Origin of the sequence: Amycolatopsis kentuckyensis (assembly GCF_041679295.1) — a bacterium.
GTDB lineage: Bacteria > Actinomycetota > Actinomycetes > Mycobacteriales > Pseudonocardiaceae > Amycolatopsis > Amycolatopsis kentuckyensis_A.
The window spans coordinates 328,077-355,012 of sequence record NZ_JBGDMD010000005.1 but is presented as its reverse complement, the minus strand read 5'-3'; the positions used below and the strand labels follow the sequence as shown (position 1 = coordinate 355,012).

Annotated in this window: 34 protein-coding genes; 6 read left to right on the top strand and 28 right to left on the bottom strand. The window is 71.4% G+C overall.

Annotated features, from left to right (window positions below; translation table 11 throughout):
- Positions 1–17: 17 nt before the first annotated feature.
- From ACERZO_RS22735 to ACERZO_RS22710, 6 genes are all read right to left on the bottom strand, one after another.
- Positions 18–755: an ABC transporter permease gene (locus ACERZO_RS22735; protein WP_372666739.1), complete on the bottom strand. Its 738-nt coding sequence runs from the start codon at positions 753–755 to the stop codon at positions 18–20.
- Positions 752–1,684 (bottom strand): ABC transporter ATP-binding protein, encoded by a 933-nt coding sequence (locus ACERZO_RS22730; RefSeq protein WP_372666738.1) that lies wholly within the window; start codon positions 1,682–1,684, stop codon positions 752–754. Before ACERZO_RS22730 ends, ACERZO_RS22735 begins: the two co-directional genes overlap by 4 nt.
- Before the next feature lie 264 nt (positions 1,685–1,948).
- Positions 1,949–3,337, bottom strand: coding sequence for a glycine--tRNA ligase (locus ACERZO_RS22725; RefSeq protein WP_372666737.1), 1,389 nt, complete (start codon positions 3,335–3,337; stop codon positions 1,949–1,951).
- Between the two features lie 83 nt (positions 3,338–3,420).
- On the bottom strand, positions 3,421–4,068 hold the full coding sequence (locus ACERZO_RS22720; RefSeq protein WP_372666736.1) for a class F sortase: 648 nt from the start codon (positions 4,066–4,068) through the stop codon (positions 3,421–3,423).
- 188 nt (positions 4,069–4,256) lie between these two features.
- Positions 4,257–4,895: a class F sortase gene (locus ACERZO_RS22715; RefSeq protein ID WP_372666735.1), complete on the bottom strand. Its 639-nt coding sequence runs from the start codon at positions 4,893–4,895 to the stop codon at positions 4,257–4,259.
- The gene (locus ACERZO_RS22710) at positions 4,896–5,981 is read right to left on the bottom strand and encodes a hypothetical protein (protein WP_372666734.1); all 1,086 of its coding nucleotides are present in this window, start codon (positions 5,979–5,981) and stop codon (positions 4,896–4,898) included.
- Between the two features lie 266 nt (positions 5,982–6,247).
- On the opposite strand from ACERZO_RS22710, the gene ACERZO_RS22705 reads away from it, so the two are divergent.
- The gene (locus tag ACERZO_RS22705; RefSeq protein ID WP_372666733.1) at positions 6,248–6,610 is read left to right on the top strand and encodes an ArsR/SmtB family transcription factor; all 363 of its coding nucleotides are present in this window, start codon (positions 6,248–6,250) and stop codon (positions 6,608–6,610) included.
- Positions 6,610–7,023 (top strand): Fur family transcriptional regulator, encoded by a 414-nt coding sequence (locus ACERZO_RS22700; protein WP_364456119.1) that lies wholly within the window; start codon positions 6,610–6,612, stop codon positions 7,021–7,023. Before ACERZO_RS22705 ends, ACERZO_RS22700 begins: the two co-directional genes overlap by 1 nt.
- 6 nt (positions 7,024–7,029) lie before the next feature.
- Here ACERZO_RS22700 and ACERZO_RS22695 read toward each other — a convergent pair whose 3' ends face one another.
- The 21 genes from ACERZO_RS22695 to hrcA all read right to left on the bottom strand — a co-directional run bounded on the left by ACERZO_RS22695 (position 7,030) and on the right by hrcA (position 23,510).
- Positions 7,030–7,857, bottom strand: coding sequence for a helix-turn-helix domain-containing protein (locus ACERZO_RS22695; RefSeq protein WP_372666732.1), 828 nt, complete (start codon positions 7,855–7,857; stop codon positions 7,030–7,032).
- Between the two features lie 9 nt (positions 7,858–7,866).
- A complete protein-coding gene (locus tag ACERZO_RS22690) occupies positions 7,867–8,682 on the bottom strand; it encodes an alpha/beta fold hydrolase (RefSeq protein ID WP_372666731.1) in 816 nt (271 codons plus the stop codon).
- 46 nt (positions 8,683–8,728) lie between these two features.
- Positions 8,729–9,520 carry a TIGR03943 family putative permease subunit gene (locus ACERZO_RS22685; RefSeq protein WP_372666730.1) on the bottom strand — a complete coding sequence of 264 codons (792 nt, stop codon included), beginning with the start codon at positions 9,518–9,520 and terminating at the stop codon, positions 8,729–8,731.
- Positions 9,517–10,518 (bottom strand): permease, encoded by a 1,002-nt coding sequence (locus tag ACERZO_RS22680; protein WP_372666729.1) that lies wholly within the window; start codon positions 10,516–10,518, stop codon positions 9,517–9,519. Before ACERZO_RS22680 ends, ACERZO_RS22685 begins: the two co-directional genes overlap by 4 nt.
- Before the next feature lie 118 nt (positions 10,519–10,636).
- On the bottom strand, positions 10,637–11,062 hold the full coding sequence (locus ACERZO_RS22675; RefSeq protein WP_372666728.1) for a YbjN domain-containing protein: 426 nt from the start codon (positions 11,060–11,062) through the stop codon (positions 10,637–10,639).
- On the bottom strand, positions 11,059–11,874 hold the full coding sequence (locus tag ACERZO_RS22670; protein ID WP_372666727.1) for an isoprenyl transferase: 816 nt from the start codon (positions 11,872–11,874) through the stop codon (positions 11,059–11,061). The genes ACERZO_RS22675 and ACERZO_RS22670 overlap by 4 nt, the downstream gene beginning before the upstream one ends.
- Positions 11,875–11,915: 41 nt before the next feature.
- Complete coding sequence (recO, locus tag ACERZO_RS22665; RefSeq protein ID WP_372666726.1) at positions 11,916–12,677, bottom strand: DNA repair protein RecO; 762 nt, start codon at positions 12,675–12,677, stop codon at positions 11,916–11,918.
- A gap of 60 nt (positions 12,678–12,737) precedes the next feature.
- Positions 12,738–13,202 (bottom strand): CD225/dispanin family protein, encoded by a 465-nt coding sequence (locus tag ACERZO_RS22660; RefSeq protein WP_372666725.1) that lies wholly within the window; start codon positions 13,200–13,202, stop codon positions 12,738–12,740.
- Between the two features lie 70 nt (positions 13,203–13,272).
- Entirely contained in the window at positions 13,273–14,316 is a 1,044-nt protein-coding gene (locus ACERZO_RS22655; RefSeq protein WP_372666724.1) for an RDD family protein, read from the bottom strand.
- Between the two features lie 184 nt (positions 14,317–14,500).
- The gene (locus tag ACERZO_RS22650; RefSeq protein WP_372666723.1) at positions 14,501–14,950 is read right to left on the bottom strand and encodes a DUF2752 domain-containing protein; all 450 of its coding nucleotides are present in this window, start codon (positions 14,948–14,950) and stop codon (positions 14,501–14,503) included.
- Positions 14,947–15,261: a CD225/dispanin family protein gene (locus tag ACERZO_RS22645; protein WP_372666722.1), complete on the bottom strand. Its 315-nt coding sequence runs from the start codon at positions 15,259–15,261 to the stop codon at positions 14,947–14,949. Before ACERZO_RS22645 ends, ACERZO_RS22650 begins: the two co-directional genes overlap by 4 nt.
- Before the next feature lie 32 nt (positions 15,262–15,293).
- Positions 15,294–15,599: a CD225/dispanin family protein gene (locus tag ACERZO_RS22640; RefSeq protein WP_372666721.1), complete on the bottom strand. Its 306-nt coding sequence runs from the start codon at positions 15,597–15,599 to the stop codon at positions 15,294–15,296.
- Between the two features lies 1 nt (position 15,600).
- The gene (gene era / locus ACERZO_RS22635) at positions 15,601–16,497 is read right to left on the bottom strand and encodes a GTPase Era (protein WP_372666720.1); all 897 of its coding nucleotides are present in this window, start codon (positions 16,495–16,497) and stop codon (positions 15,601–15,603) included.
- Positions 16,494–16,832, bottom strand: coding sequence for a cytidine deaminase (locus tag ACERZO_RS22630; protein ID WP_086679058.1), 339 nt, complete (start codon positions 16,830–16,832; stop codon positions 16,494–16,496). Before ACERZO_RS22630 ends, era begins: the two co-directional genes overlap by 4 nt.
- Positions 16,825–18,171 (bottom strand): hemolysin family protein, encoded by a 1,347-nt coding sequence (locus tag ACERZO_RS22625; protein WP_372666719.1) that lies wholly within the window; start codon positions 18,169–18,171, stop codon positions 16,825–16,827. The genes ACERZO_RS22630 and ACERZO_RS22625 overlap by 8 nt, the downstream gene beginning before the upstream one ends.
- 9 nt (positions 18,172–18,180) lie before the next feature.
- On the bottom strand, positions 18,181–18,741 hold the full coding sequence (gene ybeY, locus ACERZO_RS22620; RefSeq protein WP_372666718.1) for an rRNA maturation RNase YbeY: 561 nt from the start codon (positions 18,739–18,741) through the stop codon (positions 18,181–18,183).
- Positions 18,738–19,811 carry a PhoH family protein gene (locus ACERZO_RS22615; RefSeq protein ID WP_372666717.1) on the bottom strand — a complete coding sequence of 358 codons (1,074 nt, stop codon included), beginning with the start codon at positions 19,809–19,811 and terminating at the stop codon, positions 18,738–18,740. The genes ybeY and ACERZO_RS22615 overlap by 4 nt, the downstream gene beginning before the upstream one ends.
- Positions 19,812–19,897: 86 nt before the next feature.
- On the bottom strand, positions 19,898–20,260 hold the full coding sequence (locus ACERZO_RS22610) for a histidine triad nucleotide-binding protein (RefSeq protein ID WP_372666716.1): 363 nt from the start codon (positions 20,258–20,260) through the stop codon (positions 19,898–19,900).
- Between the two features lie 277 nt (positions 20,261–20,537).
- A complete protein-coding gene (locus ACERZO_RS22605; protein ID WP_372666715.1) occupies positions 20,538–21,290 on the bottom strand; it encodes a 16S rRNA (uracil(1498)-N(3))-methyltransferase in 753 nt (250 codons plus the stop codon).
- A gap of 2 nt (positions 21,291–21,292) precedes the next feature.
- A complete protein-coding gene (gene dnaJ, locus ACERZO_RS22600; protein WP_372666714.1) occupies positions 21,293–22,453 on the bottom strand; it encodes a molecular chaperone DnaJ in 1,161 nt (386 codons plus the stop codon).
- Between the two features lie 31 nt (positions 22,454–22,484).
- On the bottom strand, positions 22,485–23,510 hold the full coding sequence (gene hrcA, locus ACERZO_RS22595) for a heat-inducible transcriptional repressor HrcA (protein ID WP_372666713.1): 1,026 nt from the start codon (positions 23,508–23,510) through the stop codon (positions 22,485–22,487).
- Between the two features lie 241 nt (positions 23,511–23,751).
- Here hrcA and ACERZO_RS22590 point away from each other — a divergent pair, with 241 nt between their 5' ends.
- The 4 genes from ACERZO_RS22590 to ACERZO_RS22575 are packed head-to-tail and all read left to right on the top strand — an operon-like array spanning position 23,752 to position 26,142.
- A complete protein-coding gene (locus ACERZO_RS22590; RefSeq protein WP_372666712.1) occupies positions 23,752–24,144 on the top strand; it encodes a YbaB/EbfC family nucleoid-associated protein in 393 nt (130 codons plus the stop codon).
- Positions 24,144–24,461 (top strand): type VII secretion target, encoded by a 318-nt coding sequence (locus tag ACERZO_RS22585; protein ID WP_372666711.1) that lies wholly within the window; start codon positions 24,144–24,146, stop codon positions 24,459–24,461. Before ACERZO_RS22590 ends, ACERZO_RS22585 begins: the two co-directional genes overlap by 1 nt.
- Positions 24,458–25,651, top strand: coding sequence for a hypothetical protein (locus tag ACERZO_RS22580; RefSeq protein WP_372666710.1), 1,194 nt, complete (start codon positions 24,458–24,460; stop codon positions 25,649–25,651). Before ACERZO_RS22585 ends, ACERZO_RS22580 begins: the two co-directional genes overlap by 4 nt.
- Positions 25,648–26,142 carry a hypothetical protein gene (locus tag ACERZO_RS22575; RefSeq protein WP_372666709.1) on the top strand — a complete coding sequence of 165 codons (495 nt, stop codon included), beginning with the start codon at positions 25,648–25,650 and terminating at the stop codon, positions 26,140–26,142. Before ACERZO_RS22580 ends, ACERZO_RS22575 begins: the two co-directional genes overlap by 4 nt.
- On the opposite strand, the gene ACERZO_RS22570 is transcribed toward ACERZO_RS22575, so the two are convergent.
- A complete protein-coding gene (locus ACERZO_RS22570; RefSeq protein ID WP_372667211.1) occupies positions 26,139–26,693 on the bottom strand; it encodes an aldo/keto reductase in 555 nt (184 codons plus the stop codon). The two genes, ACERZO_RS22575 and ACERZO_RS22570, sit on opposite strands and share 4 nt — an antisense overlap.
- Between the last annotated feature and the right edge of the window lie 243 nt (positions 26,694–26,936).

Here is a 26,936-nt window from a genome sequence, read left to right as displayed (position 1 = left end):
CTGTCCCCTCCGGCCCCTCAGACCCGGGCGCTGTCCTTACGGTAACGCCTGATCACCAGCGCTCCGAGCACGACCGCCCACGCCCCGAGCACACCGGCGGCCGTCGGGAGCGAGACCACCATGTCGCTGGTCACGGCGGGTCGCGCGACCTGCAGCACCCAGTACGTCGGCATGAGCTGCGCGACGTCGTGCATCCAGCCCGGCATCGACTCGATCGGGATCCACAGGCCGCCGAGGAAACCCATGCCGAGGGTGACGATCATGGTGACCGGCTGCATCGAATCGGGCGTGCCGAACTGGCCGAGCAGCAGCCCGAGCAGGACCAGCGGGATCGTGCCGAGCCAGACGCCGGCGAAGATCCGGACCCAGCCCGCGGCGTCGAGGTGCACGCCCTCGACGGTCACGGCCAGCAGCGGCACGAGGATCAGCGCGGGCAGCCCGACGAGCATGCCGGAAAGGCCCTTGCCCGCCAGGTAGCCGGTGCCGGTGAGCGGGGTCAGCCGCAGCTGCCGCTGCCACCCGAGCGCGCGTTCCAGGGCGAGCCTGCCGCCGCTGGTGTTGGCCGCGGCGAACGTCCCGAACGTCATCATGTTGATCATGATCACGGCGGCGATCTGCGCGTGATCCGGCGCGTCCGCCTTGGTGAAGACGTTGGCCTGCAACAGGAACATCAGCACCGGGAACGCGACGACGAAGATCAGGAACCGCGGCTGCCGGAAGTTGCGCCGGATTTCGGTGAGCAGGTAGGTAGTCATCGCACGGGCTCCGCGGTCTCGTCGGCGGTCAGGGAGAGGAAGGCGCCTTCGAGGCCGACGGCCCCGATCTCGACGTCGTGCACGGCCGGGACGGCGGCTTTGAGCGCCCAGAGCGTCGCGTCGGAGTCGCCGCTGGAGATCGCGACGCGGTCGCCGCGCAGCTCGAACTCCTTGACGCCGGGCAGCGCCGCGATGACGGCGTCGGTGGCGCCCGGAACCGCGGCCCGCAACGTCCGGCCGCCGGCGAGCGCGCGGACCTCGGCGACGCTCCCGTCGGCCACGACCCGGCCGCGCCGCATCAGCACCACCCGGTCGGCGAACTCCTCGGCCTCTTCCAGGTAGTGCGTGGCGAACAGGACCGTGCGGCCGGACTCGGTGAACGCGTACATCGACTGCCAGAACTCGCGGCGCGTGCCGACGTCCATCGCGGCGGTCGGCTCGTCGAGGATCAGCAGGTCGGGGTCGCTGACCAGGGCGACGGCGAAGCGCACGCGCTGCTTCTGCCCGCCGGAGAGCTTGTTCGCGCGGCGGCCGGCCAGCTCCTCGACACCGGCGGCGCGCAGGGCCTCGGCGACCGGCAGCGGCTTGCGGTGCAGGCCTGCGACCATGCCGACGGTCTCGGCGACGGTCAGGTCGTCCATCAGGGCGCCGCCCTGCAGCATCGCCCCGATCAGACCGGCGCGGACGGCGTCGATCGGCTTGCGCCCGAACACGCGGACGTCGCCGGCGCCGGGCGTGGTCAGGCCGAGGACCATGTCGACGGTGGTGGACTTGCCGGCGCCGTTCGGGCCGAGCAGGGCGACCACCTCGCCCGGGGCGATCGTGAGGTCGACGCCGTCGACCGCGGGCACGTCGCCGTAGTGCTTGCGCAGGCCGGTGAGGTGGACCGCGGCCCCCGCCGCCACCGCCTGGGAGTCTGTTTCTCGCATGCCCCCAGGCTGCCGCGCACGAAGCCCGGGTCCCCAGACCGTGCGTCACGAACTGACCGTGACAGGTGTCAGGGGTACCCGGGCTCCGGGTGGTTCAGCAGCCGATCAGGCGGCCCTCTACCCGAGCGCGAGCGGCTCGGCAGCAGAGGTCTTGAATGAGTCATTCAGGTCTTCGGACGTCCTGAATGACTCATTCAAGACACGAGCGCACCCTCCGGCGCCGCTGGAAATCGCCGCGCCCGGCTCTGACCACCTACTCCGGTGTCAGCAGCCGATCAGGCGGCCGGCGAGGTACGCCTCCAGCTTGTCGATCGCGACGCGCTCCTGCGCCATGGTGTCGCGGTCGCGGACCGTCACGGCGTTGTCCTCGAGGCTGTCGAAGTCGACCGTCACGCAGTACGGCGTGCCGATCTCCTCGTGCCGGCGGTAGCGCTTGCCGATCGAGCCGGCGTCGTCGAAGTCGACGTTCCAGTGCTTGCGCAGCAGCTCGGCGACGGCCTTCGCCTTCGGCGTGAGGTCGGCGTTGCGCGACAGCGGCAGCACCGCGGCCTTGAACGGCGCCAGCCGCGGGTCGAGCTTCAGCACCACGCGCTTGTCGGTGCCGCCCTTGGCGTTCGGCACCTCTTCCTCGTAGTACGCGTCGATCAGGAACGCCATCATCGACCGGCCGACACCGGCCGCCGGCTCGATGACGAACGGGCGGTACCGCTGCTTCGACGTCGGGTCGAAGTACGACAGGTCCTGACCCGAGTGGTTCGAGTGCGTGGTCAGGTCGAAGTCGGTGCGGTTGGCGATGCCTTCCAGCTCGCCCCACTCCTGGCCCGCGTTGAACGCGAAGCGGTACTCGATGTCGACGGTGCGCTTCGCGTAGTGCGAGAGCTTTTCCTTCGGGTGCTCGAAGTGGCGCAGGTTCTCGGCCTTGATGCCGAGCTCGGTGTACCACTTCGTGCGCTCGTCGATCCAGTACTGGTGCCAGCTCTCGTCCTCGCCCGGCTCGACGAAGAACTCCATCTCCATCTGCTCGAACTCGCGCGTCCGGAAGATGAAGTTGCCCGGCGTGATCTCGTTGCGGAACGACTTGCCGATCTGGCCGATGCCGAACGGCGGCTTCATCCGCGACGTCGTCTGGACGTTCGAGAAGTTGACGAAGATGCCCTGCGCGGTCTCCGGGCGGAGGTAGTGCAGGCCCTCTTCGGACTCCACCGGGCCGAGGTAGGTCTTCAGCATCATGTTGAAGTCCCGCGGCGCGGTGTACTCGCCGCGCGTGCCGCAGTTCGGGCACGGCACGTCGGACAGGTCGTCCTCGGACGTCTGCTTGCCGCTGCGCGCCTCGTACTCCTCGGCGAGCTGGTCGGCGCGGAACCGCTTGTGGCACGAAAGGCACTCGATCAGCGGGTCGGTGAACACGTTGACGTGCCCCGAAGCCACCCACACCTGGCGCGGCAGGATGACCGAGGAGTCGAGGCCGACGACGTCGTCGCGGCCCTGGACCACGGTCTTCCACCACTGGCGCTTGATGTTGTCCTTGAGTTCGACCCCGAGCGGTCCGTAGTCCCACGCCGAGCGGGTACCGCCGTAGATCTCCCCGCTGGGGAAGACGAAACCACGGCGCTTGCACAGGCTGACTACGGTATCGATGGTGTTCGTGGGCACTCCACGCTCCGGGAAGCTTGCGGGGACGGTTATCGACTGGAACGTCCAGGGTATCCGCCGGGGCCGAGCCCTTTTCGCGCAGGCTAGGGCCGGGTCACCAGCGACGCCGTCACGACCCGGTTGTCCTCGTAGCCCTCGCTGCCGCCGACGTACTCGCCACCGCAGGTGACGAGGAGCAGCTTGTGCGGGCCGTCGGGGTCGAACAGCTGCTCCGAGCGCCCGGCGAGCTCGGATTTGTGGACGGTCTCGGTGGCGTCGATCTGGTACACCCACACCCCGCCGGCGGCGTCGGTCAGCTTGACCTCCTGACCCTGCTTGACCTGCCAAAGCTCGGTGAACGGGCCCTTCTTGCCCTTCCAGTTGACGTGCCCGGAGAGCAGGGCGACACCGTGGTCGGCGCCGAGCTTCGCGCCCCACCAGGCGGCTTCGTCGAGCCCTTCGGGGATCTTGAGGGCGCCGCTGGAGTCGAGGTCTTCCTGGACGAGCTTCGCGGTGCCGCCGCCGGGGAGGGCGAGGTTCGCGGGTGCCTGGTCGGTGTCGGTTGTGGCGGGCTGCTCCGCGACCGCGGTGGGCGCGGCGGGCGTGGGCGTGCCGTTCGCGCCGGCGGGTTCATCCTTTCCGGTGAAGATGAGCAGGGTGGCGACGAGCGCCGCGACCACGAAGGCGCCGGCGACCCCGACGATCCACCAGCGGCCGGAGCCGTTCTTCTCCGCCGGGTTCCGCTCCTGCATGCTGCTCCTTCGCTGGTCGTGCCGTTGCGAAGGTTCACATGCGGTGGCGGGCGCGGGAGGTTGCAGCGGATCGGCGCGGCAGTGGGATCGCGGGGCGGGTAGCGCGGCGGCTTCGGCGCAGCCGGGGCGGTCCGGCGCTGCCGGGGCGCCGCAGTGACTGCGAGCCCCTCCGGTCCCGGCGACTCGGGTCAGCCCGTCGGGCGCGTCACCAACCTGGCCGTGACCAGGCGGTTCTCGTCGTAGCCCTCGGTGCCGCCCACGTAGTCGCCGCCGCAGGTGACCAGGACCAGGCGGTGCGGGCCGGTCTGGGCGAACCACTTCGCGGCCTGCTCCGGCAGCGTCTCCTTCGGCAGCGTCACCACGTCGTCCACCCGGTACACCCAGCGGCCGCCGCGGGCGTCGACCACGCTCACCTCGTCGCCGTCGCGCATGCGCCACAGCTCGTCGAACGGGCCTCGCTGCCCCTCCCAGTTCACGTGCCCGGACAGGAGCGCCGCCCCCTGCGCCGCGCCCAGCTTCGCGCCCCACCAGGCCGCGTCGCCCAGGCCGCGCGGGATCGGCAGCACGCCGCGGTCGGTGAGCTCCGTGCGGACCAGGCGGGCGGTCGCGCCGTCGGGCAGCCGGACCGTGCCCGGGCGCTGCTGCGCGGCGGACTCGCTGTCGGCGGGCAGGACGGCCGGGGCCGCGTTCTCCCCCGGCAGCGAGCCGGGCGGCGGCGCGGCGGCCTGCGTGGCCGTCGGCGGGAGCCAGGTCAGCACGATGACGCCGGCCGCGAACGCGGCCACGGCCAGCGCCGCCGAGACGGCGGCCAGCCCGGTGCGCAGCACCTAGTCCGTCCCGGTCTTGCGCCGCCTGCCGAGCAGCAGCGCGACCGCCGCGAAGAACACCCCGCCGAACAGCAGGCCGATGCCGAGCGGGAGGCGCGAGCCGTCCCCGCCGGTGTCCGGCGCGGCCGCGCCCAGGTACCCGGCCGGGACCTGCGTCGGCACCGGGGCCTGCGTCGCGCCCGTGCCGCCGCCGGTGCTGCCCGCGGCCTTCGCGACGAAGCCCTTCGGCACCGAGCAGCTGACCCCGCCGAGGACGATGTTCGTCTGCACGTCCTGCAGCGCGGCGCCCGCGGCGTCCTTGACGTGCGTGGTGATCTCGACGCGCCAGCCGGCGACGGCGGTGTAGTCGCCACCGCGCCAGCCGTCCTGGCGGATCAGCTGGTCGAACGCGGCGACGCGGGTCAGCCGCAGGTCGGAGACGGTGGTGTCCTTGCTGGCGTTCGTGATGTCCCCGGGCGGGCCGAGCCGCAGGTTCTTCAGCTCGAGGCCGGCGTTGCCGCCGGGCATCGGGACGATGCCGAGCCCGCCGCCCTGGCGCACCCACAGCCGGTTCACCGCCGACGTGCCGGTGAGCTTGCCCGGCGCGGTGCAGTCCACCGACGTCTTCGCGCCTTCCAGCACCAGCACGGTGTTGTCGGACGGCTTCGCGCCGCCTTGCCAGGTGTCGCGCAGCGCGTAGTTCGTCTCCGCGACGGCGGTCGGCACGGTGGTCGCCTGCAACGCGGCGACGACGTTGTGGTCCCGGCTCGCGACGCCCGCCGGGTACGGGTTGCCGCCGCTGTAGCGGCCGAGGTCGATCTGGTAGTGCCCGCCGAAGGTGGCGCGTTCGCCGTCGTCCTTGGGCACCGTGACCCGGTCGGTGCCGAGCTTGGACTGACCGGGCAGCAGCGGCGAGCGCTGGGTCTCGGTGATCAGGGCGCCGCCGCGCTGGCCCTCGCTGCCGATCCGGACCGAGGCGATGTTGGCGAAGGAGACGGGACCGGTCTTCTCGTCGACGGCCTGGCTCTGCGCCCCGGCGACCCCGGTGCCGGCCAGCGGGAAGAGGACGGCCGTCAGGACGGCTGCTTTCGTCACGAAACGGGTCATGTCTCCCCACTGCGTCTGCTCGGGCGGGTCGCCAGCGTACGAGAAGCGACGAAACGCTCCGCGACAACCTTGCACCGTCGGCCACTACATGCGAAGCCGAAGAGGCAATATCCCACGAACTCACCCGAATGGGGTAGTACGACCGGCCGTAGTCCGCAGGCGAGGTGACGGAAAGGGAGCGCGTCCGGGGGAACACTAGGATGGGCCGAGCCGTTATCGGCAATGACTACGGAATTCATGTCGCGGCAACGAGGGTGGAGGCGGGAATGGCCACGGTGACCGGGAGTGACGCCGAGCCGGGGCTCGCGGAGTGCGCCCCGGCGGCCGCGGCACCGGCGCACCCGCCGGCGTCGGTCCTGACGGACGCGGGCGACCTGCTCCGGGCGCTGGCGGCGCCGGTCCGGATCGCGATCGTGCTGCAGCTGCGCGCGGCCGACCGGTGCGTGCACGAGCTGGTGGACGCCCTCGACGTCGCGCAGCCGCTGATCAGCCAGCACCTGCGGGTGCTGAAGACGGCCGGGGTGGTCCAGGGCGAGCGCCGCGGCCGCGAGGTCGTCTACCGGCTCGCCGACGACCACCTGGCCCACATCGTCGTCGACGCCGTCGCGCACGTGCAGGAAGGAAAGTGATGAACGCCGCCGCGCCGCGCAGCCAGGCCCCGGTGCCCGGCCGCCGATCGACCCGCCAGCGGGCGGCGGTCGTCGAGCTGCTGAGCAGGATCGACGACTTCCGTTCGGCCCAGGAACTGCACGACGAGCTGCGCAAACGCGGCGACGGCATCGGCTTGACGACGGTGTACCGCACGCTGCAGTCGCTGTCGGAGGCCGGCGAGATCGACGTGCTGCGCACGGATTCGGGCGAGGCGATCTACCGCCGGTGTTCGGCGCACCACCACCATCACCTGGTGTGCCGCCTGTGCGGCCGCACGGTAGAGGTCGAGGGGCCGGCGGTGGAGCGCTGGGCGGAGAAGATCGCGGCGGAGCACGGCTTTTCGCAGATCTCGCACACGGTGGAGATCACCGGGACCTGCGCCGAGCACTAGCGCGGTTCAGCGCGTCGGCGAGGGCCAGGCCACGTCGTCGATGGCCAGCCAGGGGGCCGTGGCCAGCGTGGCCGGTGTCAGGCCGGTGATCGCCCGCGCCTCCCGGTGGAGGTGGGACTGGTCGGCGTAGCCGCTCAGGACTGCCACACTCGACGCCGGATTTCCGGCCGCCAGGAGGTGGGCTGCGTGATCGAAGCGGACCAGCCCGGCCGCTCGCTTGGGCGTCAACCCGAGCTGGGTGCGAAAGCGGGACCACAGGCGCTGGCGGCTCCAGCCGACCTCCTCGGCCAGGCCGTCGATCCGCACCCGGCCGCGTGCGGCCAGCGTCCGGTGCCACACCCGGGCGACCTCCGGCTCGACCCGGCGTGGAGCCTCCGCCAGACGGTGGGCGAGCAGGTCCGTCGCGATGGTGAAGCGTTCGTCCCACGTAGAGGCCGCGCGCAGCCGCTCCTCGATTCGTTCAGCGTCCCGGCCCCAGACCTCTTCCAGGGTGGCCACCGCGCCGGTGAGCTCGGCCGAGACACCCAGCACCGCCACCGCGACCGCCGGGGAAAGCCGGATCTGGAGGCAATCGCCGGCTCGTCCACCGGTCCGGAGGCCGCCCGGGAGGAGCCCGGTGACGAAGCTGCCCTGCCGGGTCGTCCCGCCGGTCTCACGGACGATGCCGCCGGCCTCGCTCAGGTCGAGGAACAGCGTCACCGACGGATGCGCGACCATCGCGATCCGCCCGTTCCCGCCGACCCGCTGCCGGAACCCGGCCATCGCGACCCCCGGGAGGCGGGCTTCCGGGCGCGGCACGGCGATGTCCACGTCCGCCCACTGCCAGCCGATCACCTTCGCAGTTTAGGCCGGCGCAGCGTCTTCGGCGGTCGCCGCGAAGCGCAACAGGAGGTCGCTCGTCGGCTCGGGGGCTTCGAGGAGGGGGATGTGCCCGACGCCGGGCAGTAGCTCGACACGCACGCCCGGCACCCGGTCGTATTCACGGGCCGACTTCGGGTTCCAGCGGGGATCCGCTGCTCCGAACACGACCAGCACGGGCCGGCCGAGCCCGGCGAGGCGATCGGGCACGCTTCGCTCGGCGATGTACGCGGAGTTGGCGCGCAGGATCTTCCGGAACGTGCGGTAGCCGATGTGCTTCAGCTCGGCGACCGCGTCGTCCGGGACGGCCACCGGGCGCGCGGTCGTCGCGCGGATTCCCTTGCGGATCAACGCATCCGAGCGCAGTGGCCAGAGGAGCGGGCCGAGCGGCGGGGCCGACAGGGCCCGGACGATCCACGGCTGCGGCAGGAGCGCGCCGAGGCTCGGGCCGGTGCTGACCAGCGCCAGCGACCGCACCAGATCGGGGCGCTGCTCCAGCAGCGACGTCGCGACGTAGCCGCCGCTGGAGTGCCCGGCGACCGCGACCTGCCGCAGCCCGAGGTCGTCGAGCAGCGCGGCTACGCGGCCGGCCTGCCCGGGCACTGCGTACGACGGCGCGGGCGGTGATTGGCCGCACCCCGGGAGGTCGACCCGGATGACGTGGTGGCGGGCGGCGAGGACGCCGGCCACCGGACCCCAGGACGCGCTCGAAGCACCCGACCCGTGGACGAGCACCAGGGGCGGCGCGTCCCGCGGACCGTCGTGGACGACGTGCATACCCGTGCTTTCGTGAAGACCCATGCGCCGGACGGTAAGGGTGCGGCCGGCCGCCCGTCTTGGACGAATGTCAGTATTCGTAGGGATCCTTCGGCGCGGGCACGGTCGAGATCGACGCCACCGTGAAGTCCGGGGTGTAGCTGTTGTTCTTCGTGGCCGTGCCGGGGACGACCTGGCCCGTCACCTGGATCCACGCGTCGCTGGGGAGGTGGTCGGCTTCGCCGCCTCGGAGGTGGACCGTCACCGGGAACGCGTCCGCCGCGCAGCAGCTGATCACCAAGCGTGCCAGCAGCGTGTTGCCGCCCGTGTGCACGACGAAGCCGGTCAGTGAGATCGTGCGGCCGTCGAGGGTGCCGGATGCGTCCCAGCCCGCGCGGCTGACGAACTCGTTGACCGTCAGCGGCACGACGTTCCCGGCCGGCAGGGGCGGGAACGCGGCGGCGTTGGCGGCCGCCGCGCTCGACGGGACCCGGGCCTCCGTGCGGATCACCGAGTCCGCGCCCAGCGCCGGCGGTGCGACGAGGAAGACCGCCAGTACCGGCACCAGCAGCAGCCAAGCGGACCGCGTCGCGTGGGAGTGGCCGGCGTGGTCGTGGCCGGCAGAGCCAGGCCCACCGTGGTCATGCCCGGAGTCGTGGTCGGAGGGCGCATCCGGCTCGGCGACGGCGGCCGCTTTCGCCCGCGCCGCAAGCAGATCGCGCACGATCGCCACCGCGCCCAGCACCACCATCACCGCTCCGCCCGCGATGATCCAGGGCTGCTGCGCCGGCTTCACGTACCGCAGGTAGTCGCCGTTGACCGCGATCTTCACCAGTGCGCCGCCCAGCAGCACCAGCAGGATGTTCTGCGTCTCGCGCTTCACGCCAGCCCCACCACCAGTCCGGCCGCCACGGCGCACGCCGCCGCCACCACGAACGTCACCGGCGCGAACCGGACCGCGAACGACTTCCCGAACGTCCCCGCCTGCAACGCGAACAGCTTCACGTCCACTGCCGGCCCCACCACCAGGAACACCAGCTTCGGCAGCAGCGGCAACGCCGTCAGCGAAGCCGCCACGAACGCGTCCGCCTCGCTGCACAACGCCAGGACCACCGCCAGCACCGCCAGCACCACGATGCCCAGCACCAGCTGGTCGCCCAGCACCCCGAACCAGCGCGCCGGCACCAGCACGTTCAGCGCCGACGAGATCAGCGCCCCCAGCACCAGGAAGCCGCCCGCCTCGACCAGGTCCGTGCGGGCCGTCTCCGCGAACACCCGCCACCGCTGCCCGCCCGCGACCTCCGGCAGCCGCCGCAACGCCCGGGAAGTGATCCACTCCAGCTTGCCCCAGCGGGCCCACAGCCAGCCCATCACCATCGCCGTCGCCAGCGAACCGGCGAAGCGCGCCAGCACCATCTCCGGGTTGCCCGGGAAGGCCACCGCCGTCGCCACCAGCACCACCGGGTTCACCGCCGGCGCCGCCAGCAGGAACGTCAACGCCGCCGCCGGGGCCACGCCCTGGCCCATCAACCGGCGCGCCACCGGCACCGAAGCGCATTCACACCCCGGCAGCGCGACGCCGGCCAGCCCCGCCACGCCGACCGCCGCCCCGGCCCGCTTGGGCAGCACCTTCTCCAGCACCCGGGCGGGCACGAACGCGGCGATGGCCCCGCTGATCAGCACGCCCAGCACCAGGAACGGCAGCGCCTGCACGCAGACGGCGACGAACACCGTCGAGCCCGTGCGCAGCGCGGGCACGTCGAAGGCCTGCTGCAGCCAGCCCTGGCCGAGGATCGCGACCAGCAGGATCGCGCACAGCACCTCGACCGAGCTGATCCGGAACCGGCGGGTGCGCCGGGGCGTGTCGGAAACGATGTTCACGACGGCGATGATGCCAGCCGGGTCCGACACCGAGAGCACCGCACAGCCGCGAACGGTCGAAAAGAGCCGTTTTCCGACCGGAATTTACCTTTCGCGGCGCCGAAAAGCCCCGTGTGGGTTATTCGCCGGGCACGATCCCCGGCAGATCGGTGCGCAGCTGCGACGCCGTCGACACCACGAGCATCAGCAACGTCCCGAGCGCCGCCGCGTCCAGGCCCGCGGCCGGGAACGCGTACCGCAGCGTCACGTCGAGCCCGCCGTCCGAATGCCCGACGCCGAGCGTGCCGAAGAGCCCTTGGCCCGCCCGCTCGGCGACCGCGACCGACAGGTCCGGGTGGTCCGGCAGGTCCCAGCCGACCACGCAGGTCAGCGACAGCACGGTGAGGCCCTCGCCGAGCCGGGTCGCCTGGATCACGCAGGGGACGTCGCCGTGGGCGAACGTCAGCGCGCCATCGTCGTCGACCCGCACCTCGAGGTACCGCTCGAGCGCGTCCTTCGCCTGCGTCAGCAGTTCCGCGGTCTCCGCCGCCTCGGTCGCGCTCACGACGAAGCCGCCTGGTCGACCGCGCCGCCGAAGCGGCGGTCCCGCTTCGCGAACTCCAGGCAGGCGCGCCACAGGTGCGTCCGGTCGAAGTCCGGGAACAGCGTGTCCTGGTAGACCATCTCGGCGTAGGCCGACTGCCACAGCAGGAAGTTCGACGTCCGCTGCTCGCCCGAGGGCCGCAGGAACAGGTCCACGTCGGGCATGTCCGGCTGGTACAGGTACTTGCCGATGGTCTTCTCGGTGACCTTGTCCGGGTTCAGCTTGCCGTCGGCGACGTCCCGCGCGATCCGCTGCATCGCGTCACCCAGTTCGGCGCGGCCGCCGTAGTTGACGCACATCGTCATGTTCAGCGCCGTGTTGTGCTTGGTCTTCTCTTCGGCCGCCTGCAGCTCCTTGATCACCGACGCCCACAGCTTCGGCCGCCGCCCGGCCCACCGGATGCGCACGCCGATCGAGCCGAGGTAGTCGACCTGGCGGCGGATGGTGTCGCGGTTGAAGCCCATCAGGAACCGCACCTCTTCGGGGCTGCGCTTCCAGTTCTCCGTCGAGAACGCGTACACCGAGAGCCACTTGACGCCGATCTCGACCGCGCCGGCGGCGACGTCGATCATCACCGCTTCGCCGCGCTTGTGTCCTTCGATCCGCGGCAGCCCGCGCTGGTTGGCCCAGCGGCCGTTGCCGTCCATGACCAGCGCGACGTGCTTCGGGACCAGCTCGCGCGGGATCTCCGGCGGCTTCGCGCCGGACGGGTGCGGATCCGGGGCCCGCAGCTCGTACCGCGACGCCTTGCTCTCGCGTCCCCTGCGCAGCACTGCGAGCCTCCCTGGATGGGTGAAACCGATCAGGCCCGACCCTACTGCCCGGGCACCACGCTCTCCCGGGCGCGTCGCTCGACCAGCGGAAGGGACCGGAGCTGACGCTCCAGATGCCACTGCAGGTGGGCCGCGACCAGGCCGCTCGCGTCGCGGCGGGTGCCGGGGAGGGTCGACTCGGCCATCGTCCACTCGCCGTGCAGCAGGGCCGTGAGCAGGTCCAGGACCTCGGGCGCGGGGTGCACGGACCCCGGGACGCGGCAGTCCTGGCACATCGAGCCGCCGGCGGGAACGCTGAACGCGACGTGCGGGCCGGGCAGGCCGCAGCGGGCGCACTCGGTGAGCGCGGGCGCCCAGCCTTCGTAGGACATCGCGCGGAGGAAGAAGGCGTCGAGCACGAGCGACGGGTCGCGCTCCCCGGCGGCGAGGGACCGCAGCGCGCCGCAGACGAGGAGGTAGAGCTTGAGCACCGGCTCGCCCTCTTCGGCCGAGAGCCGGTCCGCGGTTTCGGCGATCGCGCTGGCCGCGGTGTAGCGCTGGTAGTCGGCGACCAGCGGCAGCTGGAACGCGTCGACGGTCTCGACCTGGGTGATGACGTCGAGCGTGCGGCCGGTGTAGAACTGCACGTCGACGTGGCCGAACGGCTCCAGCCGGGCCCCGAACCGCGACGACGTCCGCCGCACGCCCTTCGCGACGGCGCGGACCTTGCCGTGCCGCCGGGTCAGCAGGGTGACGATCCGGTCGGCCTCACCCAGCTTGTGCGTGCGCAACACCACCCCGGTGTCGCGGTAGAGGTTCACCACCCCGACATCGTCCCACTTCGGGGTGATGCCGGGGTGGAGCGCCCCGCGGAAAAGCCGGTGTCAGCAGTAGTAGCCGTAGCAGGTGCTGACGGCCACCGCCGAGATGATGATCGCCACGATCGCGACGACGCAGCCGATGCTGCCCAGGATGGTGGAGATCAGGCAGAGCGTCTTGGTGGTGCGCGACGCCTGCTCCGCCATCATGTAGTTGCCCTGCATCTTGTACGTGCCGACCTCGTTCGACTTCATGATCGCGAAGATGCCGAGGATCAGGCCGCCCAGGAAGAGCGAGGCGATCGCCCAGCCCTTGTAGTCCTTGATGGCGTTGATGTCGCCGCCGCCGGGCATGCCGTAGCCGGGCGCGCCGAAGCCACCGGACGGCGGCTGGCCGTACGGCGCGGGCTGGCCGTAGGGCGCGGGCATCCCGCCCGACGGCGTGCCGTAACCGGGCTGCTGCTGCGGGAACCCGCCGGACTGGGGCTGCTGGCCGTAGGGCGGCTGCTGCTGGCCGTAGGGATTGGTCATGAACTGGTACCCCAACTATTCGTGAACGTCCGCCGGGTCACCCCGGCGGTGGTGTGAAAAAAGGCGTGCCTCAGTGGTGCGGCGGCTGGTCGTTCGGCGGCTGCCCGAACTGGCCCGGTTGGATCTTCTGGGTTTCCCCGGCGTCGCCCTGCCCTTCCGGGCGCAGCATCTGCGTCCGCTCGGCCTGCTCGTCGAACGCGGACCCGCCGCCCCCGGCGGAGTCCGGGCGGAGCATCTGCGTGCGCTCGACCTCGTCGAAGGCGGACCCCCCACCCGGCGGCGGGGCGAGCGGCTGGCCCGGCTGCTGGCCGAAGCCGCCCGGCTGGGGCTGCTGCGGGAACCCACCGGAAGCGGGTTGCTGCTGCGGGAAACCACCCGGCGCGGGCTGGCCGAAGCCACCGGACTGCGGCTGCTGCGGGAACCCACCGGACGACGGCTGGGCGGGCTGGCCGAACTGACCGGGCTGCTGGCCCGGCGGCGGGAAGCCGCCCGAAAAGGGCTGCGCGCCGGGCTGCTGCCCGAACGGGGTCTGGCCGGCCGCGGCGTCGGCCTGCACCACGACCGTCCCGACGATCTTGTCGGCGAAGGTCTGGCTCTTGTCGTCCCAGAGTGGCCACAGGAAGCCGATGTAGCAGGCCGCGCCGTCGGCGATGTGGCAGAGGTCGCGCAGGAACGCCGACCCGGCGCCGATCGGCTGCCCGGTCTGCTCGCTGATCAGCTTGATGCCGGCGATCCGCTTGCCCAGCGACTGACCGGTGTTGCCCTGCTGGATCCACCGGTTGTAGACGGACCAGCCGATGCCGGCGAGCGCGCCCAGGCCGTAGAGGGCCCCGCCGAGCCCGTATGCGCCGGCGAGGACGAGGATCAGCGCGAGGAGGTAGACGACGAGGACCGGCGCCTGGTCGATCAGCAGCGCAACGGCGCGCTGGCCCCAGTTCGCGTAGTTTTGCGGTGCACCGAACGGGGTACCCGGCTGGCCGAACGGCGCCGGCTGCCCGAAGGGCGCGGGTTGCCCGTACGGCGGCGGCGCCTGACCGGGCTGCGGTTGTCCGAACGGTTGCTGGCCGCCGGGCTGCTGCTGCCCGAAGGACGGCTGACCGTAGGGATCGGTCATTGGGTCTCCCCCTCGCTGGTCACTCCACCACGCACTCCGCGCGGGACCGCACCGGACATACGGCACTGGTCCGCGGGAGCGTACTCGGTTCACCTGCGGCCGCGCTGCCCAGGCATCCACTGTCCGGGTGAACCGGACGAGCCTCCGACGCGGAGCGTGGCGAAGCGGTTCCCGTCCGTCCGAATCAGACGTGCAGGCTGGTGAACGGGGCGAACGGCAGGTTGCGGATCACGAACCAGACGGCGAACACGACACCGGCGGTCAGCGGCGTCCAGCGCCAGTGCAGCCAGCTGTTCACCCAGCGGCCGCGCAGCCGCCCGACGGTCCAGGCGACCGTGCTCCAGACGAAGAGGAGGACGAAGACGAGCGACACGGCGTTGTAGTGCAGGGCCGCGGGGAGGTCGCCGTGCATCAGGCTGTAGGCCATCCGCATGCCGCCGCAGCCGGGGCAGTCGATGCCGAACAGCGCCTTGGTCGGGCAGATCGGGAGCCAGCCGCCCGGGGTCGTCGGGTCGCCGATCCAGACGGCCACGCAGCACGCGCCGAGCCCGCCGACGACGGCCATCGGGGCGCCGAGGGCGCGCAGCTTCGCTCGGGTTCCGCGGGCCGGGTATCCCGTGTAGACGGTCGTCATGGCACCAGCGTCCAGGCGGAGACGCCGACGAAGGCGACCAGGGCGAAGACGACCGCCAGGTAGAGCCCGATCAGCACGGCGAAGGAGATCGCCGACCACATCGCCCACTTGCGGGCTTCGTCGGCGGCCCGGTGCGCTTCGGCGTGGAAGCCCTGGAACCACAGGGAGTTGACCTGGCTCGCCTTCACGATGGAGACGATACCCAACGGCATGCAGCACATCACCGTCGACAGGATCGCCCAGACCATGTTGTTGTCCGGCGGCGGTCCGTAGTGGGGTCCCCAGCCGTAGGGCGGGTACTGCTGGTACACCGGGATCGCCTCCTGCTGCCGCCGAGCCTGCGTCAGTTCGACGCGGTGTCGTCGGTCAGCGTTCCGAAGAGCAGCACGACGGTCACGATCGCCGCGACCCACAGGACGGCGCCGGCGACGGCGGCGACGATCGCCCACCGCCGAGCGTCCCGGGCCGCTTCGTGCGCGGCTTCCGGGTTGCCCTGTGCCCAGAGCTTTTCGACCTTGGCGGCCTGGTAGATCGACAGGGCACCGAACGGGAGGCAGCACAGGATCGCGCTGACGATCCCCCACACCAGGTGGCTCGCGGGCGGGGGCCCGGGGTTGTAGTCGGCCGGCGGCCGCGGCTGCTCGGCCACGTCAGAACCCGAGCCGGCGCAGCTGCCGGGGGTCGCGCTGCCACTCCTTGGCCACCTTGATGTGCAGGTCGAGGTAGACCTTGGAGCCGAGGAGCGCCTCGATGTTCTTGCGCGCGGCGGCGCCGACCTCGCGCAGCCGCTCGCCCTTGTGCCCGAGGATGATGCCCTTCTGGCTGGGCCGTTCCACGAACAGGAACGCGTGCACGTCGATGAGGTCGTCGCGGCCTTCGCGGGGCAGCATCTCCTCGACGGTGACGGCGATCGAGTGCGGCAGCTCGTCGCGGACGCCTTCCAGCGCCGCCTCGCGGATCAGCTCGGCGACCAGCGTCTGCTCGGGTTCGTCGGTGAGCTCACCACCCGGGTAGAGCTGCGGGCCTTCGGGGAGCTTGCCGACGAGCAGGTCCGCGAGCGCGCCGACCTGGAAGCCGTCCACCGCGGACACCGGGATCAGCTCGGCGAACTCCATGACCTCCTGCAGCGCGAGCAGCTGCTCGGCGACCTGCTGGGGCTGGACGAGGTCGGTCTTGGTGACGACGCCGATGACCGGCGTCCGCTTGGCGATCTTCTGCAGCTCGGAGGCGATGAACTTGTCGCCGGGCCCGATCTTTTCGTTGGCGGGCACGCAGAACCCGACGACGTCCACTTCGGACCACGTCGTGTGCACGATGTCGTTGAGCCGCTCGCCGAGCAGGGTGCGGGGGCGGTGCAGGCCGGGGGTGTCGATGAGGACGAGCTGGGCGTCTTCGCGCGAGACGATCCCGCGGATCGCGTGGCGCGTGGTCTGCGGCTTGCTGGAGGTGATCGCGACCTTGGTGCCGACGAGGGCGTTGGTGAGCGTCGACTTGCCCGCGTTGGGGCGGCCGACGAAGCACGCGAAGCCGGAGCGGTGTTCCGTCATCGCTCGAGCACCTCGAGAACCGTGCCGTCCGGGGCGGCGAGGATGATCGGCGCGTACTTCGCGATGTCGCGCACCGCGTGCACGGAAGCGCCCTTGAGCAGGCCTTCTTCGCTGACGACGGCGGCGGCTTCGATGCCTTCGGCGCCGCTGGAGAGCGCGGCGGCGACCGCGGCCTGGAGCGCGGTGAGCTTGAACGACGGCTGGTCGACCGTGCCCGCGGCGTAGGTGCGGCCGTCGGTGTCGCGGACCGCGGCGCCTTCGGGGGCCTGGATGCGGGCGCGCGAGGACCGGGCGAGGACGACCAGCTTCTGGTCCTCCGCCTCGAGGTCAGGCATGTTCGACGCTCCTGTCGCGTTCGTCGGGGTGGGGCAGGCGCGTGCGGCGCCGGGTCGTGCGGTCGGCCGGGTCGGTCATCGCCTCGGCGTCGGCCGGGTGGACGACCACGGTGGTGATCCGCATGCGGCCGCGCCGGTCCTTGCCCCCTTCGGCGAACAGCCGAAGGCCGGCGACCTCGGCTTCGGCCCCCGGCAGCGGGACCCTACCCAGCCGTTCCGCGAGCAGCCCGCCCACGGTCTCCACGTCGTGGTCTTCGAGGTCGATGCCGAAGAGCTCGCCCAGGTCGTCGACGCTCATCCGGGACGACACGCGGACGGCGCCGTCGCTCAGCTCCTCGACCTCGGGGCGCTCGTCGGCGTCGGACTCGTCGGTGATCTCGCCGACGATCTCCTCGAGGACGTCCTCGATGGTGAGCAGGCCGGCGGTGCCGCCGTACTCGTCGACGGCGATCGCCATGTGGTTGTGCGAACGCTGCATCTCCTTGAGGAGCTCGTCCAGCCGCTTGGAGTCCGGGACGAAGGAGGCCTCGTTCATCAGCGTGCTGACGACGGTGCTCGCGCCGTCCGGGTCCATGTACCCGGCCATGAGGTCCTTGATGTTGACGACGCCGACGATGTCGTCGACGGACTCGTCGATCACCGGAAGCCGGGTGAAACCGGTGCGCAGCGCCAGCGCCAGGGCCTGGCGGACCGTCTTCGTGCGCTCGATCCAGACGATCTCGGTGCGCGGCACCATGACCTCGCGGGCCACCGTGTCGCCGAGCTCGAACACCGAGTGGATCATCTCGCGCTCGGAGTCCTCGACGACGCCGCGTTCCTGGGCGATGTCCACCAGCTCGCGCAGCTCGACTTCGGAGGTGAACGGGCCTTCGCGGAAGCCCTGGCCGGGGGTGATGGCGTTACCGATGAGAATGAGCAGCCGGGACAGCGGGCCGAGGACGGAACCGAGGACGCGGACGGGCCCGGCGACGTAGCGGCCGATGCGGTAGGGGTGCTGGCGGCCGAGGGTGCGGGGGCCGACGCCGATGAGGACGTAGCTGACGACGACCATCACGACGGCGGCGACGAGCACGGCCACGCCGAGCGGCGCCAGGCGGGTGCCCACGAACACCGTGACGAGGACGGTGGCGGTGAGCTCGCAGCCGAGGCGCAGCAGGAGCAGCAGGTTGATGTGGCGGCGGCGTTCGGCGACGACGGCGGAGAGCTGGCGGGCACCGGGCAGCCCGAGCCGGGCGAGGCCGTCGGCCCGGGCTTGCGAGACGGTGCTGATGGCGGCGTCGGCCGCGGCGAACACGCCCGCGAGGAGCACGAGCGCGATCGCGAAGAGGAGCTGGACCATGGCTGACGCCTAGGGCGTTTCCCCGGCGGGGGGTTCCGCGGACGCGTCGAGCCCGGCGAAGCCGAGGACGCGGTCGTCGGAGCTGCGCTGGGCGTCCTGCTTCTGGAGGGCGGCCACGGCGTCCTGGTACTCGCCGAGGATCCGCTTCTGGAGAGCGAACATCTCGCGTTCCTCGGCGGGTTCGGCGTGGTCGTAGCCGAGCAGGTGGAGGCAGCCGTGCACGGTGAGCAGGTGCAGCTCGTCGATCAGGGCGTGGCCCGCGGTCTTGGCCTGGTCCTTGGCGAACGCCGGGCAGAGCACGATGTCGCCGAGCAGCGCCGGGGACGCGTCGGGCGCGTCGGGCCGGCGGCTGGAGTCGAGCTCGTCCATGGGGAAGGCCATGACGTCGGTGGGGCCGGGGAGGTCCATCCAGCGTTCGTGGAGGTCTTCCATGACGTCGAGGGTGACCAGCAGGATGGACAGCTCGGCGAGCGGGCTGACCTCCATCTTGTCGAGGGCGTAGCGGGCGGCCGAGACGATGGACGTCTCGTCGACGTCGACGCCGGACTCGTTGGCGATCTCGATGCTCACCGCCGGGTGCCCTTCCAGCCGTTGCCCTGCTGTTCCTGCGCGTCCTGCACGGCCTGCCACTTCTCGTAGGCGTCGACGATGTTCGCGACGAGCCGGTGCCGGACGACGTCCTGGCTGGTCAGTTCGGCGAAGTGGAGGTCCTCGACGCCGTGGAGGATGTCGCGGACGACGCGGAGGCCGCTGCGCTGGCCGCTGGGCAGGTCGACCTGGGTGATGTCGCCGGTGACGACGATCTTGGAGCCGAAGCCGAGCCGGGTGAGGAACATCTTCATCTGCTCGGGCGTGGTGTTCTGGGCCTCGTCGAGGATGATGAAGGCGTCATTGAGCGTACGGCCACGCATGTACGCGAGCGGCGCGATCTCGATGGTGCCGGCCTGCATCAGCCGCGGGATCGACTCCGGCTCGACCATGTCGTGCAGCGCGTCGTACAGCGGCCGCAGGTACGGGTCGATCTTCTCGTTCAGGGTGCCGGGCAGGTAGCCGAGGCGCTCGCCGGCTTCGACGGCGGGGCGCGTCAGCACGATGCGGGTGACCTGCTTGGCCTGGAGGGCCTGGACGGCCTTGGCCATGGCGAGGTAGGTCTTGCCGGTGCCGGCGGGGCCGATGCCGAAGACGACGGTGTGCTTGTCGATGGCGTCGACGTAGCGCTTCTGGTTGAGCGTCTTGGGCCGGATGGTCTTGCCGCGGCGGGAGACGATGTTGAGGCTGAGGACCTCGGCGGGCGAGGCGTCCCCGGTGGAGAGCATGCCGATGGTGCGGCGGACGGTGTCGGGGCCGACCTGCTGGCCACCGCCCGCGAGCTGCACGAGCTCGGCGAAGACGCGTTCGGCGAAGGCGACGTCGGCGGGGGTGCCGGTCAGGGTGACCTCGTTGCCGCGGACGTGCACGTCGGCGGCGAGGAGTTCCTCGGCGACCCGGAGGTTCTCGTCGCGGGAGCCGAGCAGGCTGAGGGCGGCGGCATCTGGGATGGGGAACCGGGACTGCGCAGCCTGAACGGAGGCATCCTCGGTCTTGGCGACGTCCCCGGGGACATCGGGTCGGGCGGCACCACCCGGTACGGTTCCGGCCACGTGGCCTCAGGCCTGCTTTCTCGGTGAGGGAGAACGGACCCCACCGATGCTACTGGCACCCACCGACAAGACGCAGGCCGGTTTCCCTAGTCCTCCTGAGGAGCCCCGAAGAGGCCGAGGGGCTCACCGCCGAGAACGTGGGCGTGGACGTGGAAGACGGTCTGCCCGGCATCGGAGTCGGTGTTGAAGACGACCCGGTACCCGCTCTCGACGATCCCCTCGAGCTCGGCGACCTTCCGGCAGGTGGCCACGACCTGGCTCAGCAGCTGAGGATCGGCGGCAGCAAGCTCGGCGAGGTTCCGGTACCGGGTCCTGGGCACGACGAGGACGTGCACCTTCGCCTGAGGCCGGATATCCCGGAAGGCAAAGGTGGAGTCGTCCTGGTGGACGACATCAGCAGGGATCTCACCGGCAATGATCCGCTCGAAGAGAGTCTCGTCCTCACTCATGGGGAGGACCCTATCGACGAACGCAAGCCGCGACGCGGACAGGCACCGAGCGGGAGTGAGGAAGGGGGCCGCGGAGCGGTAGACCCTGGGGGTCGATCTACCGCATCCGCGGCGGCCGCCGGACCGAGGGGGGAGGTGCCCGGCGGAGTCTGTGCGTTCCCAGTGGCACGCCGGTCCGTAACGGTCCGAGGCGTGTTAGTAAACGAGAGTAACGGGTCGGAGTGTGATCGCGCCATAACTGGGCGCAAAATCGGGCTTCTTTTTTCCGGTGATCTTTTCACCGCCACCGGGTGGTCAGGGCGCCCAGCGCGCCGAGGGCGACGGCGGCCGCGGTGGACGTGCGCAGGACCGTCGTGCCCAGCCGGACCGGCCGGGCGCCGGCTTCGCGCAGGGTGTGGAGCTCGTCATCGGTGATGCCGCCTTCGGGGCCGACGACGAGGAGGACGTCGCCGGTGTCGGGGAGGTCGAGGTCGGTCAGGCGGTCGGGGACGTCGGATTCGAGCACGATCGCCAGGGACATCGTGGCCACGAGCCCGGCGAGCTCACGGGTGCTGACGGCCTCGGTGACGTCGGGGACGTGGGCGCGGCGGGCCTGCTTGGCCGCGGACCGGGCCGTGGCGCGCCAGCGGGCGAGAGCTTTCTCACCGCGGCCGCCGTCCTCCCACTTGGCGACGCTGCGGGCCGCGCGCCAGGGGACGATCGCGTCGACGCCGGCCTCGGTGGCCAGCTCGACCGCCAGCTCGCCGCGGTCGCCCTTCGCGAGGGCCTGGGCGCCGACGACGCGCAGGGCGGGCGGGTCCTCGGTCCAGCTTTCCTCGACCGACAGCGTGAGCGCGGCGTCCCGGCCGGGCTGGACGGCTTCGACGACGCAGCGGGCCATCGCGCCCGCGCCGTCGGACAGCACCAGCCGCTCCCCCGCGCGAAGCCGGCGGACGGTGGCCGCGTGCCGGGCTTCCTCGCCGTCGAGCACCGTGCGCCCGGAGGCGGGCACGGAGGCCGCGAGGAAGACCGGCAGGGTGGTGTCGGGCACGGTCAGCGGTGGTTCTTGGCGCGCAGCTTGGAGAAGAGGCCGCCGTGCTTGCCGTTCGACGACAGCGTCGGGGCTTCCTCGCCGCGCTGCTGGGCCAGCTCGACGAGCAGCTCGCGCTGGGCGTCGTCGAGCTTGGTCGGCACCTGGACGTCGATGTGGACGTGCAGGTCGCCGCGGCCGTCGACGCGCCCGGAGGACCGCAGCCGCGGCATGCCCTTGCCGGTGAGGACGAGCTCGGCGTTGGGCTGGGTGCCGGGTTCGATGTCGAGCTCGTAGTCGCCGTCGACCAGCGTCGCGATGGGCACCGTGGCGCCGAGGGCGGCGGTGGTCATCGGGATGCGGAAGTTGCAGTGCAGGTCGTGGCCCTGCCGGACGAAGACCTCGTGCGGCGTCTCGTCGATCTCGACGTAGAGGTCGCCGGCCGGGCCGCCGCCGGGGCCGACCTCGCCCTGGCCCGAAAGCCGGATGCGCATGCCGTCGCCGACGCCCGGCGGGATCTTCGCGGTGACGTTGCGGCGGGCGCGGATGCGGCCGTCGCCGCCGCACTGGCGGCAGGGGTCGGGGATGACCTCGCCGAAGCCGCGGCAGACCGGGCACGGGCGGGCGGTGACGACCTGGCCGAGGAACGACCGCTGGACGGACTGGACCTCGCCGGCGCCGCCGCACGTGTCACACGTCTTGACCGAAGTGCCCTCGCTGGTGCCGGCGCCGCGGCAGAGGTCGCAGACGATCGCCGTGTCCACGGCGATCTCCTTGTCGACGCCGGTGGCGCACTCCTCGAGGGACAGGCCGAGCCGGATCAGCGCGTCGGAGCCGGGCTGGACGCGGCTGCGGGGTCCGCGCCCGCGCCCGCCGCCCCCGCCGGCCGCGCCGAAGAAGGCGTCCATGATGTCGCCGAGGCCGCCGAAGCCGGCGAACGGGTCGCCGCCCCCGCCGCGCGCGCCGTTGTCCATCGGGTCGCCGCCGAGGTCGACGATCTTGCGCTTCTGCGGGTCCGACAGCACTTCGTAGGCCGTCGTGACCTCGCCGAACTTGTGCTGGGCGTCTTCCGACGGGTTGACGTCGGGGTGCAGCTCCCTGGCCAGCTTCCGGTACGCGCGCTTGATCTCCTGATCGCTCGCGTTCTTCGCCACCCCGAGGATGCCGTAGTAGTCCCTCGCCACCGTCTTCGCTTCTCCTTCTGCTCTGCCCGGCTCAGCGGCCGTGCAGGATCTGCCCCACGTAGTTGGCGACCGCGCGCACCGCGGCGATCGTGCCGGGGTAGTCCATCCGGGTCGGGCCGACCACCCCCATGCCGCCGAGCACCACGTCGTCGCGGCCGTAGCCGATCGAGACGACGGAGGTGCTGCGCATCTGCTCGTCTTCATTTTCCTCACCGATGCGCACCGTGATCGCACCGGGGTTGCGCGCGGCGGCCAGCAGCTTGAGCACGACCACCTGCTCCTCGAGGGCTTCGAGGACCTGGCGCAGCGAGCCCGGGAAGTCGGCGACGTTGCGCGTGAGGTTCGCGGTCCCGCCGAGGACCAGGCGTTCTTCCGGGTGCTCGGCCAGCGACTCGACCAGCACGGTCGTGACGCGGATGAGCGCGTCCCGCAGCTCGCCCGGCGCCTGGTCGGGCAGCTCGGCGACGCGCGCGGCAGCGTCGTTGAGCCGCCGTCCCGACATGGCCGTGTTGAGCACGGTCCGCAGCCGGGCGACGTCCTCTTCGGTCACGACGTCGCCGAGGTCGACCGTCCGCTGGTCGACGCGGCCGTTGTCGGTGATCAGCACCAGCATCAGCCGCGCCGGGGTGAGCGGCACCACTTCGAGGTGGCGCACCTTGGCGTTGGTCAGCATCGGGTACTGGACGACGGCGACCTGCCGGGTCAGCTGCGCGAGCAGCCGGACCGAGCGCTTGAGGACGTCGTCGAGGTCGGTGCCGCTGTCGAGGAAGGTGGTGATCGCCTTGCGTTCGGCGGTGCTCAAGGGCTTGATCTCCGAGAGCCGGTCGACGAACAGGCGGTAGCCCTTGTCGGTCGGCACGCGGCCGGCGCTGGTGTGCGGCTGGGTGATGTAGCCCTCTTCCTCGAGGGTGGCCATGTCGTTGCGCACGGTGGCGCTGGACACGCCGAGGTTGTGCCGTTCGACGATCGCCTTGGACCCGACGGGCTCCTGGTTGGACACGTAGTCGGCGACGATGGCGCGCAGCACTTCGAAGCGGCGCTCATCCGCGTTGGCCACCGGTTCCTCACCTACCTCGCTCGCTGCTCACCCCGAGTTTACGGAAGCCTGAGCCGGTCGTGCTCAACCCGGGGCCGTCCACGCCGGGTAAAGGGCGGACAAACGAATTCCCATGCCCTGTTCTCGAAATGAATTCCCCGCTTGAGCCGGGAACCGAAAAGCGGTTTGCTGCCTCTGATCCGCATGCCCTTCCCCGACTTCCGAGGTCGCCGTGAACCGAATTGAACCCGCTTCGGCCGGAATGCCCGAAATCGTCCGCCGCGCGGCCGAGGCCAAAGCGCGGCTCGAGCGCGTCTCGGCGTCCGCCACGAGTGCCGACGGAGCCGTCACGGTCACCGTCAACACCAGCGGTGCGCTGCAGGAACTCACCTTCGGCCCGCGCGCGGACGAACTGCCGCGCGCCCGGCTCGCCCAGGCCGTCCTGGCGACCGCCAAACGCGCCCAGCTCGACGCCGCCCGGCAGCTGACCGCCGTCATGGCACCGGTCATCGGCGCCGACAGCGACGCGATGGAATTCCTCCGGGAACAGATTCCGGAACCCGAACTCCCGGCCGAAGAACACCACCGGGAACCCCGCCGGAATCCGCCCGCCGACGACGACTTCGGCGGCCCGATCCTGCGCCGGGAGCGGTGATGGCGATGAAGGTCGACTTCGACGTCCTCGGCGGCCACGAGGACGAGATCCGGGAGATCGCCGGCAAGGTGCAGCAGGCCGTCGACGCCGCGGGCACCGCCGGCGCGCTCGACTTCGACGCCTTCGGGCTGGTCGGGCAGGTGTTCGCGGTGCCGATCCAGACCTGGGTGGACACCGCCGACAGCTTCCTGAGCGCGGCCGTCGAGGCCGGTCACGACGTCGCGGACCGCGTCAAGACCGCGCACACGGCGTTCCGAGAGCACGAACAGACGACGAAGTGCCTGATCGAAGGCATCGGCAAGGAGCTCCCCGCATGACCGAGAACTCCCTGGTCGCGACGGCCGAGTCACCGGGCGGCTTCTGGAGCGGCATGGGCGACGGCTCGAAGGGCGAACTGGACAACGTCAACGCCCAGACGGGCGGCGCGGGCATCTTCAGCGACGCCGCGTCGACGCTCACCGACGCTCGCAACGGCGACTGGGGCAACCTCGCCATGGACGTCGGCACGGACGCCCTCGACCTGCTCGGCGCGGCGATGGACCCGCTCGGCACCCTCGCCAGTGCCGGGGTCGGCTGGCTGATCGAGCACATCAGCTTCCTCAAGGACGGCCTCGACAAGCTCGCCGGCAAGCCCGAGGCGGTCACCGCGAAGGCCGTGACCTGGACGAACATCGCGAAGCAGCTCACCGAGACGGCCGAGAGCTACGAACAGCAGGCGAAGAAGGTCCAGCAGTCGTTCAGCGACTGCGGCTCGGCCGAGGCGTACCAGCGGACGGCGGAGAGCTACGTGAGCGTCCTGCGCGGCGCGGCGTCACACGCCGGGGACGCGTCGACCGCGATGAACGTGGGCGCGGCGCTGGTCGGCACCGAGCGCGGGCTGATCCGCGACATGATCTCGTCGTTCGTGGGCGAGCTGATCGTCAAGGCCGTGGCCGCGCTGGCGGCGTCCTGGTGCACGTTCGGCGGCACGGTGGCGGCGTTCATCGCGGACACGGTCATCGAGGGCGGGGTGCTCGCGGAGAAGATCAGCACGCGCATCGCGAAGGTGGTCGAGAAGCTGGAGAGCCTGGCGAAGGGCGCGGGCAAGTCGAAGGCGGCGCTGGAAAGTGCGGCGAACGCGCTGAAGAAGGTGGGCAAGGGCGTCGACAAGATCGTGGACAAGAGCGTCGACACGGCCGCGGGCATCGAGCGGAAGGCCAACGAGCTGAAGCAGGCGGGCCGGGAGGCGAAGTCGGCGGAGGAGACGGCGAAGGGCTGGAGCGACGCCGCCAAGGAGCACGTACCCGGCCGCGAGAAGCTGGAAGGGCCGGGCAAGTACTCCGAGGAGGGCCGCAGCGTCCTCAACCAGCACAAGGTCCTCGACCCGAACGAGAAGGTGCGCTGGAACACCGCCGACACCATCGGCGTGGCGACCGAGGGCCGCCGCCAGGAGAACGAGCAGTACGACAGATACCACGAGCAGACGGAGGCCTACGAGAAGGAACACCCCGAAGGCGAGGGCGAGTGAGCGACCGGCCCGAGGTGGAGCTGGCGAACCGCACCGGCCGGCTCCACCCGTCACAGCGCGGCAAGCTGCTTGACCTCACCTTCTGGTTCGCCGCGGTGGCCGGCCTCGCCGCGCTCGTGGCCACCGTGGGCATCGCTCTGGTAGCGGAGACCGCCGGCGAAGTGCTGGGCACGGTCGTCCCGCTCCTGGCGATCACCGGCTGGTTCGCGTTTGTCTGCTGGCGCCGGCTCGCCGACGCGTTCGGCGGGCAGCTCGCCGCGGTCACGGGCTGGACGCACGACTTCGACAGCGCTCGCCTCACCGACGAATATCCGATCGGCCTGCACCGCAGCCCGGAAGGGTTCAAGAGCCTCGAGTCGTTCAGCCTCCGCGCCGGCGGCCGGACCTACCCGCTGGAGCGGAAGCTCCGCGAGCGGATCCGGCCGGACCGGGTCAACACGGTGCTGATCGCGCCGCGGTCGAAGCTGCTGATCAACGTCCTGCCCGCTTAGACCGCCTCGCTCAGTGCGTCGAACTCGGCGTCGGTCAGCTCGATGTCCGCGGCGGCGACGTTGTCTTCGAGGTGCGCGACCGACGACGTCCCCGGGATCGGCAGGACGACCGGCGACCGCTTGAGTAGCCACGCCAGGGCGAGCTGCGACGGCGAGGCGTCGTGCTCCTTGGCGAGCGCGGTCAGCGGGCTGTCCGGGCCGGCGAGGGCCCCGGTCGCCAGCGGGAACCACGGGATGAACGCGATGCCGTGCTCGGTCGCGTGCTCCAGCAGCGGTTCGGCGTCGCGCTTGGCCAGGTTGAACAGGTTCTGCACGGACACGATCTCGGCGGTCTCCTGCGCTTCCCGCAGCTCGCCGACGCTGGCCTCGGACAGGCCGATGTGCCGGATCTTGCCTTCGTCCTGCAGCTTCTTCAGCTCGCCGACCTGCTCGGCGACGGGCACCTTCGGGTCGATGCGGTGCAGCTGCAGCAGATCGATCCGGTCGACGCCGAGGTGGCGCAGGCTCAGCTCGACCTGCTGGCGCAGGTACTCGGGCCGGCCGACCGGGATCCACTCGTTCGGCCCCTGCCGGGTAAAGCCGGCCTTGGTCGCGATACGCGGCCGCCGAAGTGACTGCCAAGTGCCTGTTCGGCGGGGCCGCCGCCGTCCGGCCAGGCCCCCACCCTCTCCGGGGGGCGTCCCTGGTCCAGTCTATCGGCGGCCACCGACAATCCCGGGCCGGCAGACCGGATCGGGCCGAGCTGTCCACATCCCCCGTCCCCTGTGGACAGGCACGAGGTGCCGGGGTGAGGC

Excerpts from the sequence above, each read along its gene's own strand:
- ACERZO_RS22735 (WP_372666739.1), bottom strand. The coding sequence starts at position 755 with ATGACTACCTACCTGCTCACCGAAATCCGGCGCAACTTCCGGCAGCCG.
- ACERZO_RS22730 (WP_372666738.1), bottom strand. The coding sequence starts at position 1,684 with ATGCGAGAAACAGACTCCCAGGCGGTGGCGGCGGGGGCCGCGGTCCAC.
- ACERZO_RS22720 (WP_372666736.1), bottom strand. The coding sequence starts at position 4,068 with ATGCAGGAGCGGAACCCGGCGGAGAAGAACGGCTCCGGCCGCTGGTGG.
- ACERZO_RS22710 (WP_372666734.1), bottom strand. The coding sequence starts at position 5,981 with ATGACCCGTTTCGTGACGAAAGCAGCCGTCCTGACGGCCGTCCTCTTC.
- ACERZO_RS22705 (WP_372666733.1), top strand. The coding sequence starts at position 6,248 with ATGGCCACGGTGACCGGGAGTGACGCCGAGCCGGGGCTCGCGGAGTGC.
- ACERZO_RS22700 (WP_364456119.1), top strand. The coding sequence starts at position 6,610 with ATGAACGCCGCCGCGCCGCGCAGCCAGGCCCCGGTGCCCGGCCGCCGA.
- ACERZO_RS22690 (WP_372666731.1), bottom strand. The coding sequence starts at position 8,682 with ATGGGTCTTCACGAAAGCACGGGTATGCACGTCGTCCACGACGGTCCG.
- ACERZO_RS22660 (WP_372666725.1), bottom strand. The coding sequence starts at position 13,202 with ATGACCAATCCCTACGGCCAGCAGCAGCCGCCCTACGGCCAGCAGCCC.
- ACERZO_RS22655 (WP_372666724.1), bottom strand. The coding sequence starts at position 14,316 with ATGACCGATCCCTACGGTCAGCCGTCCTTCGGGCAGCAGCAGCCCGGC.
- ACERZO_RS22650 (WP_372666723.1), bottom strand. The coding sequence starts at position 14,950 with ATGACGACCGTCTACACGGGATACCCGGCCCGCGGAACCCGAGCGAAG.
- era (WP_372666720.1), bottom strand. The coding sequence starts at position 16,497 with ATGACGGAACACCGCTCCGGCTTCGCGTGCTTCGTCGGCCGCCCCAAC.
- ACERZO_RS22630 (WP_086679058.1), bottom strand. The coding sequence starts at position 16,832 with ATGCCTGACCTCGAGGCGGAGGACCAGAAGCTGGTCGTCCTCGCCCGG.
- ACERZO_RS22625 (WP_372666719.1), bottom strand. The coding sequence starts at position 18,171 with ATGGTCCAGCTCCTCTTCGCGATCGCGCTCGTGCTCCTCGCGGGCGTG.
- ACERZO_RS22610 (WP_372666716.1), bottom strand. The coding sequence starts at position 20,260 with ATGAGTGAGGACGAGACTCTCTTCGAGCGGATCATTGCCGGTGAGATC.
- ACERZO_RS22590 (WP_372666712.1), top strand. The coding sequence starts at position 23,752 with ATGCCCGAAATCGTCCGCCGCGCGGCCGAGGCCAAAGCGCGGCTCGAG.
- ACERZO_RS22585 (WP_372666711.1), top strand. The coding sequence starts at position 24,144 with ATGGCGATGAAGGTCGACTTCGACGTCCTCGGCGGCCACGAGGACGAG.
- ACERZO_RS22580 (WP_372666710.1), top strand. The coding sequence starts at position 24,458 with ATGACCGAGAACTCCCTGGTCGCGACGGCCGAGTCACCGGGCGGCTTC.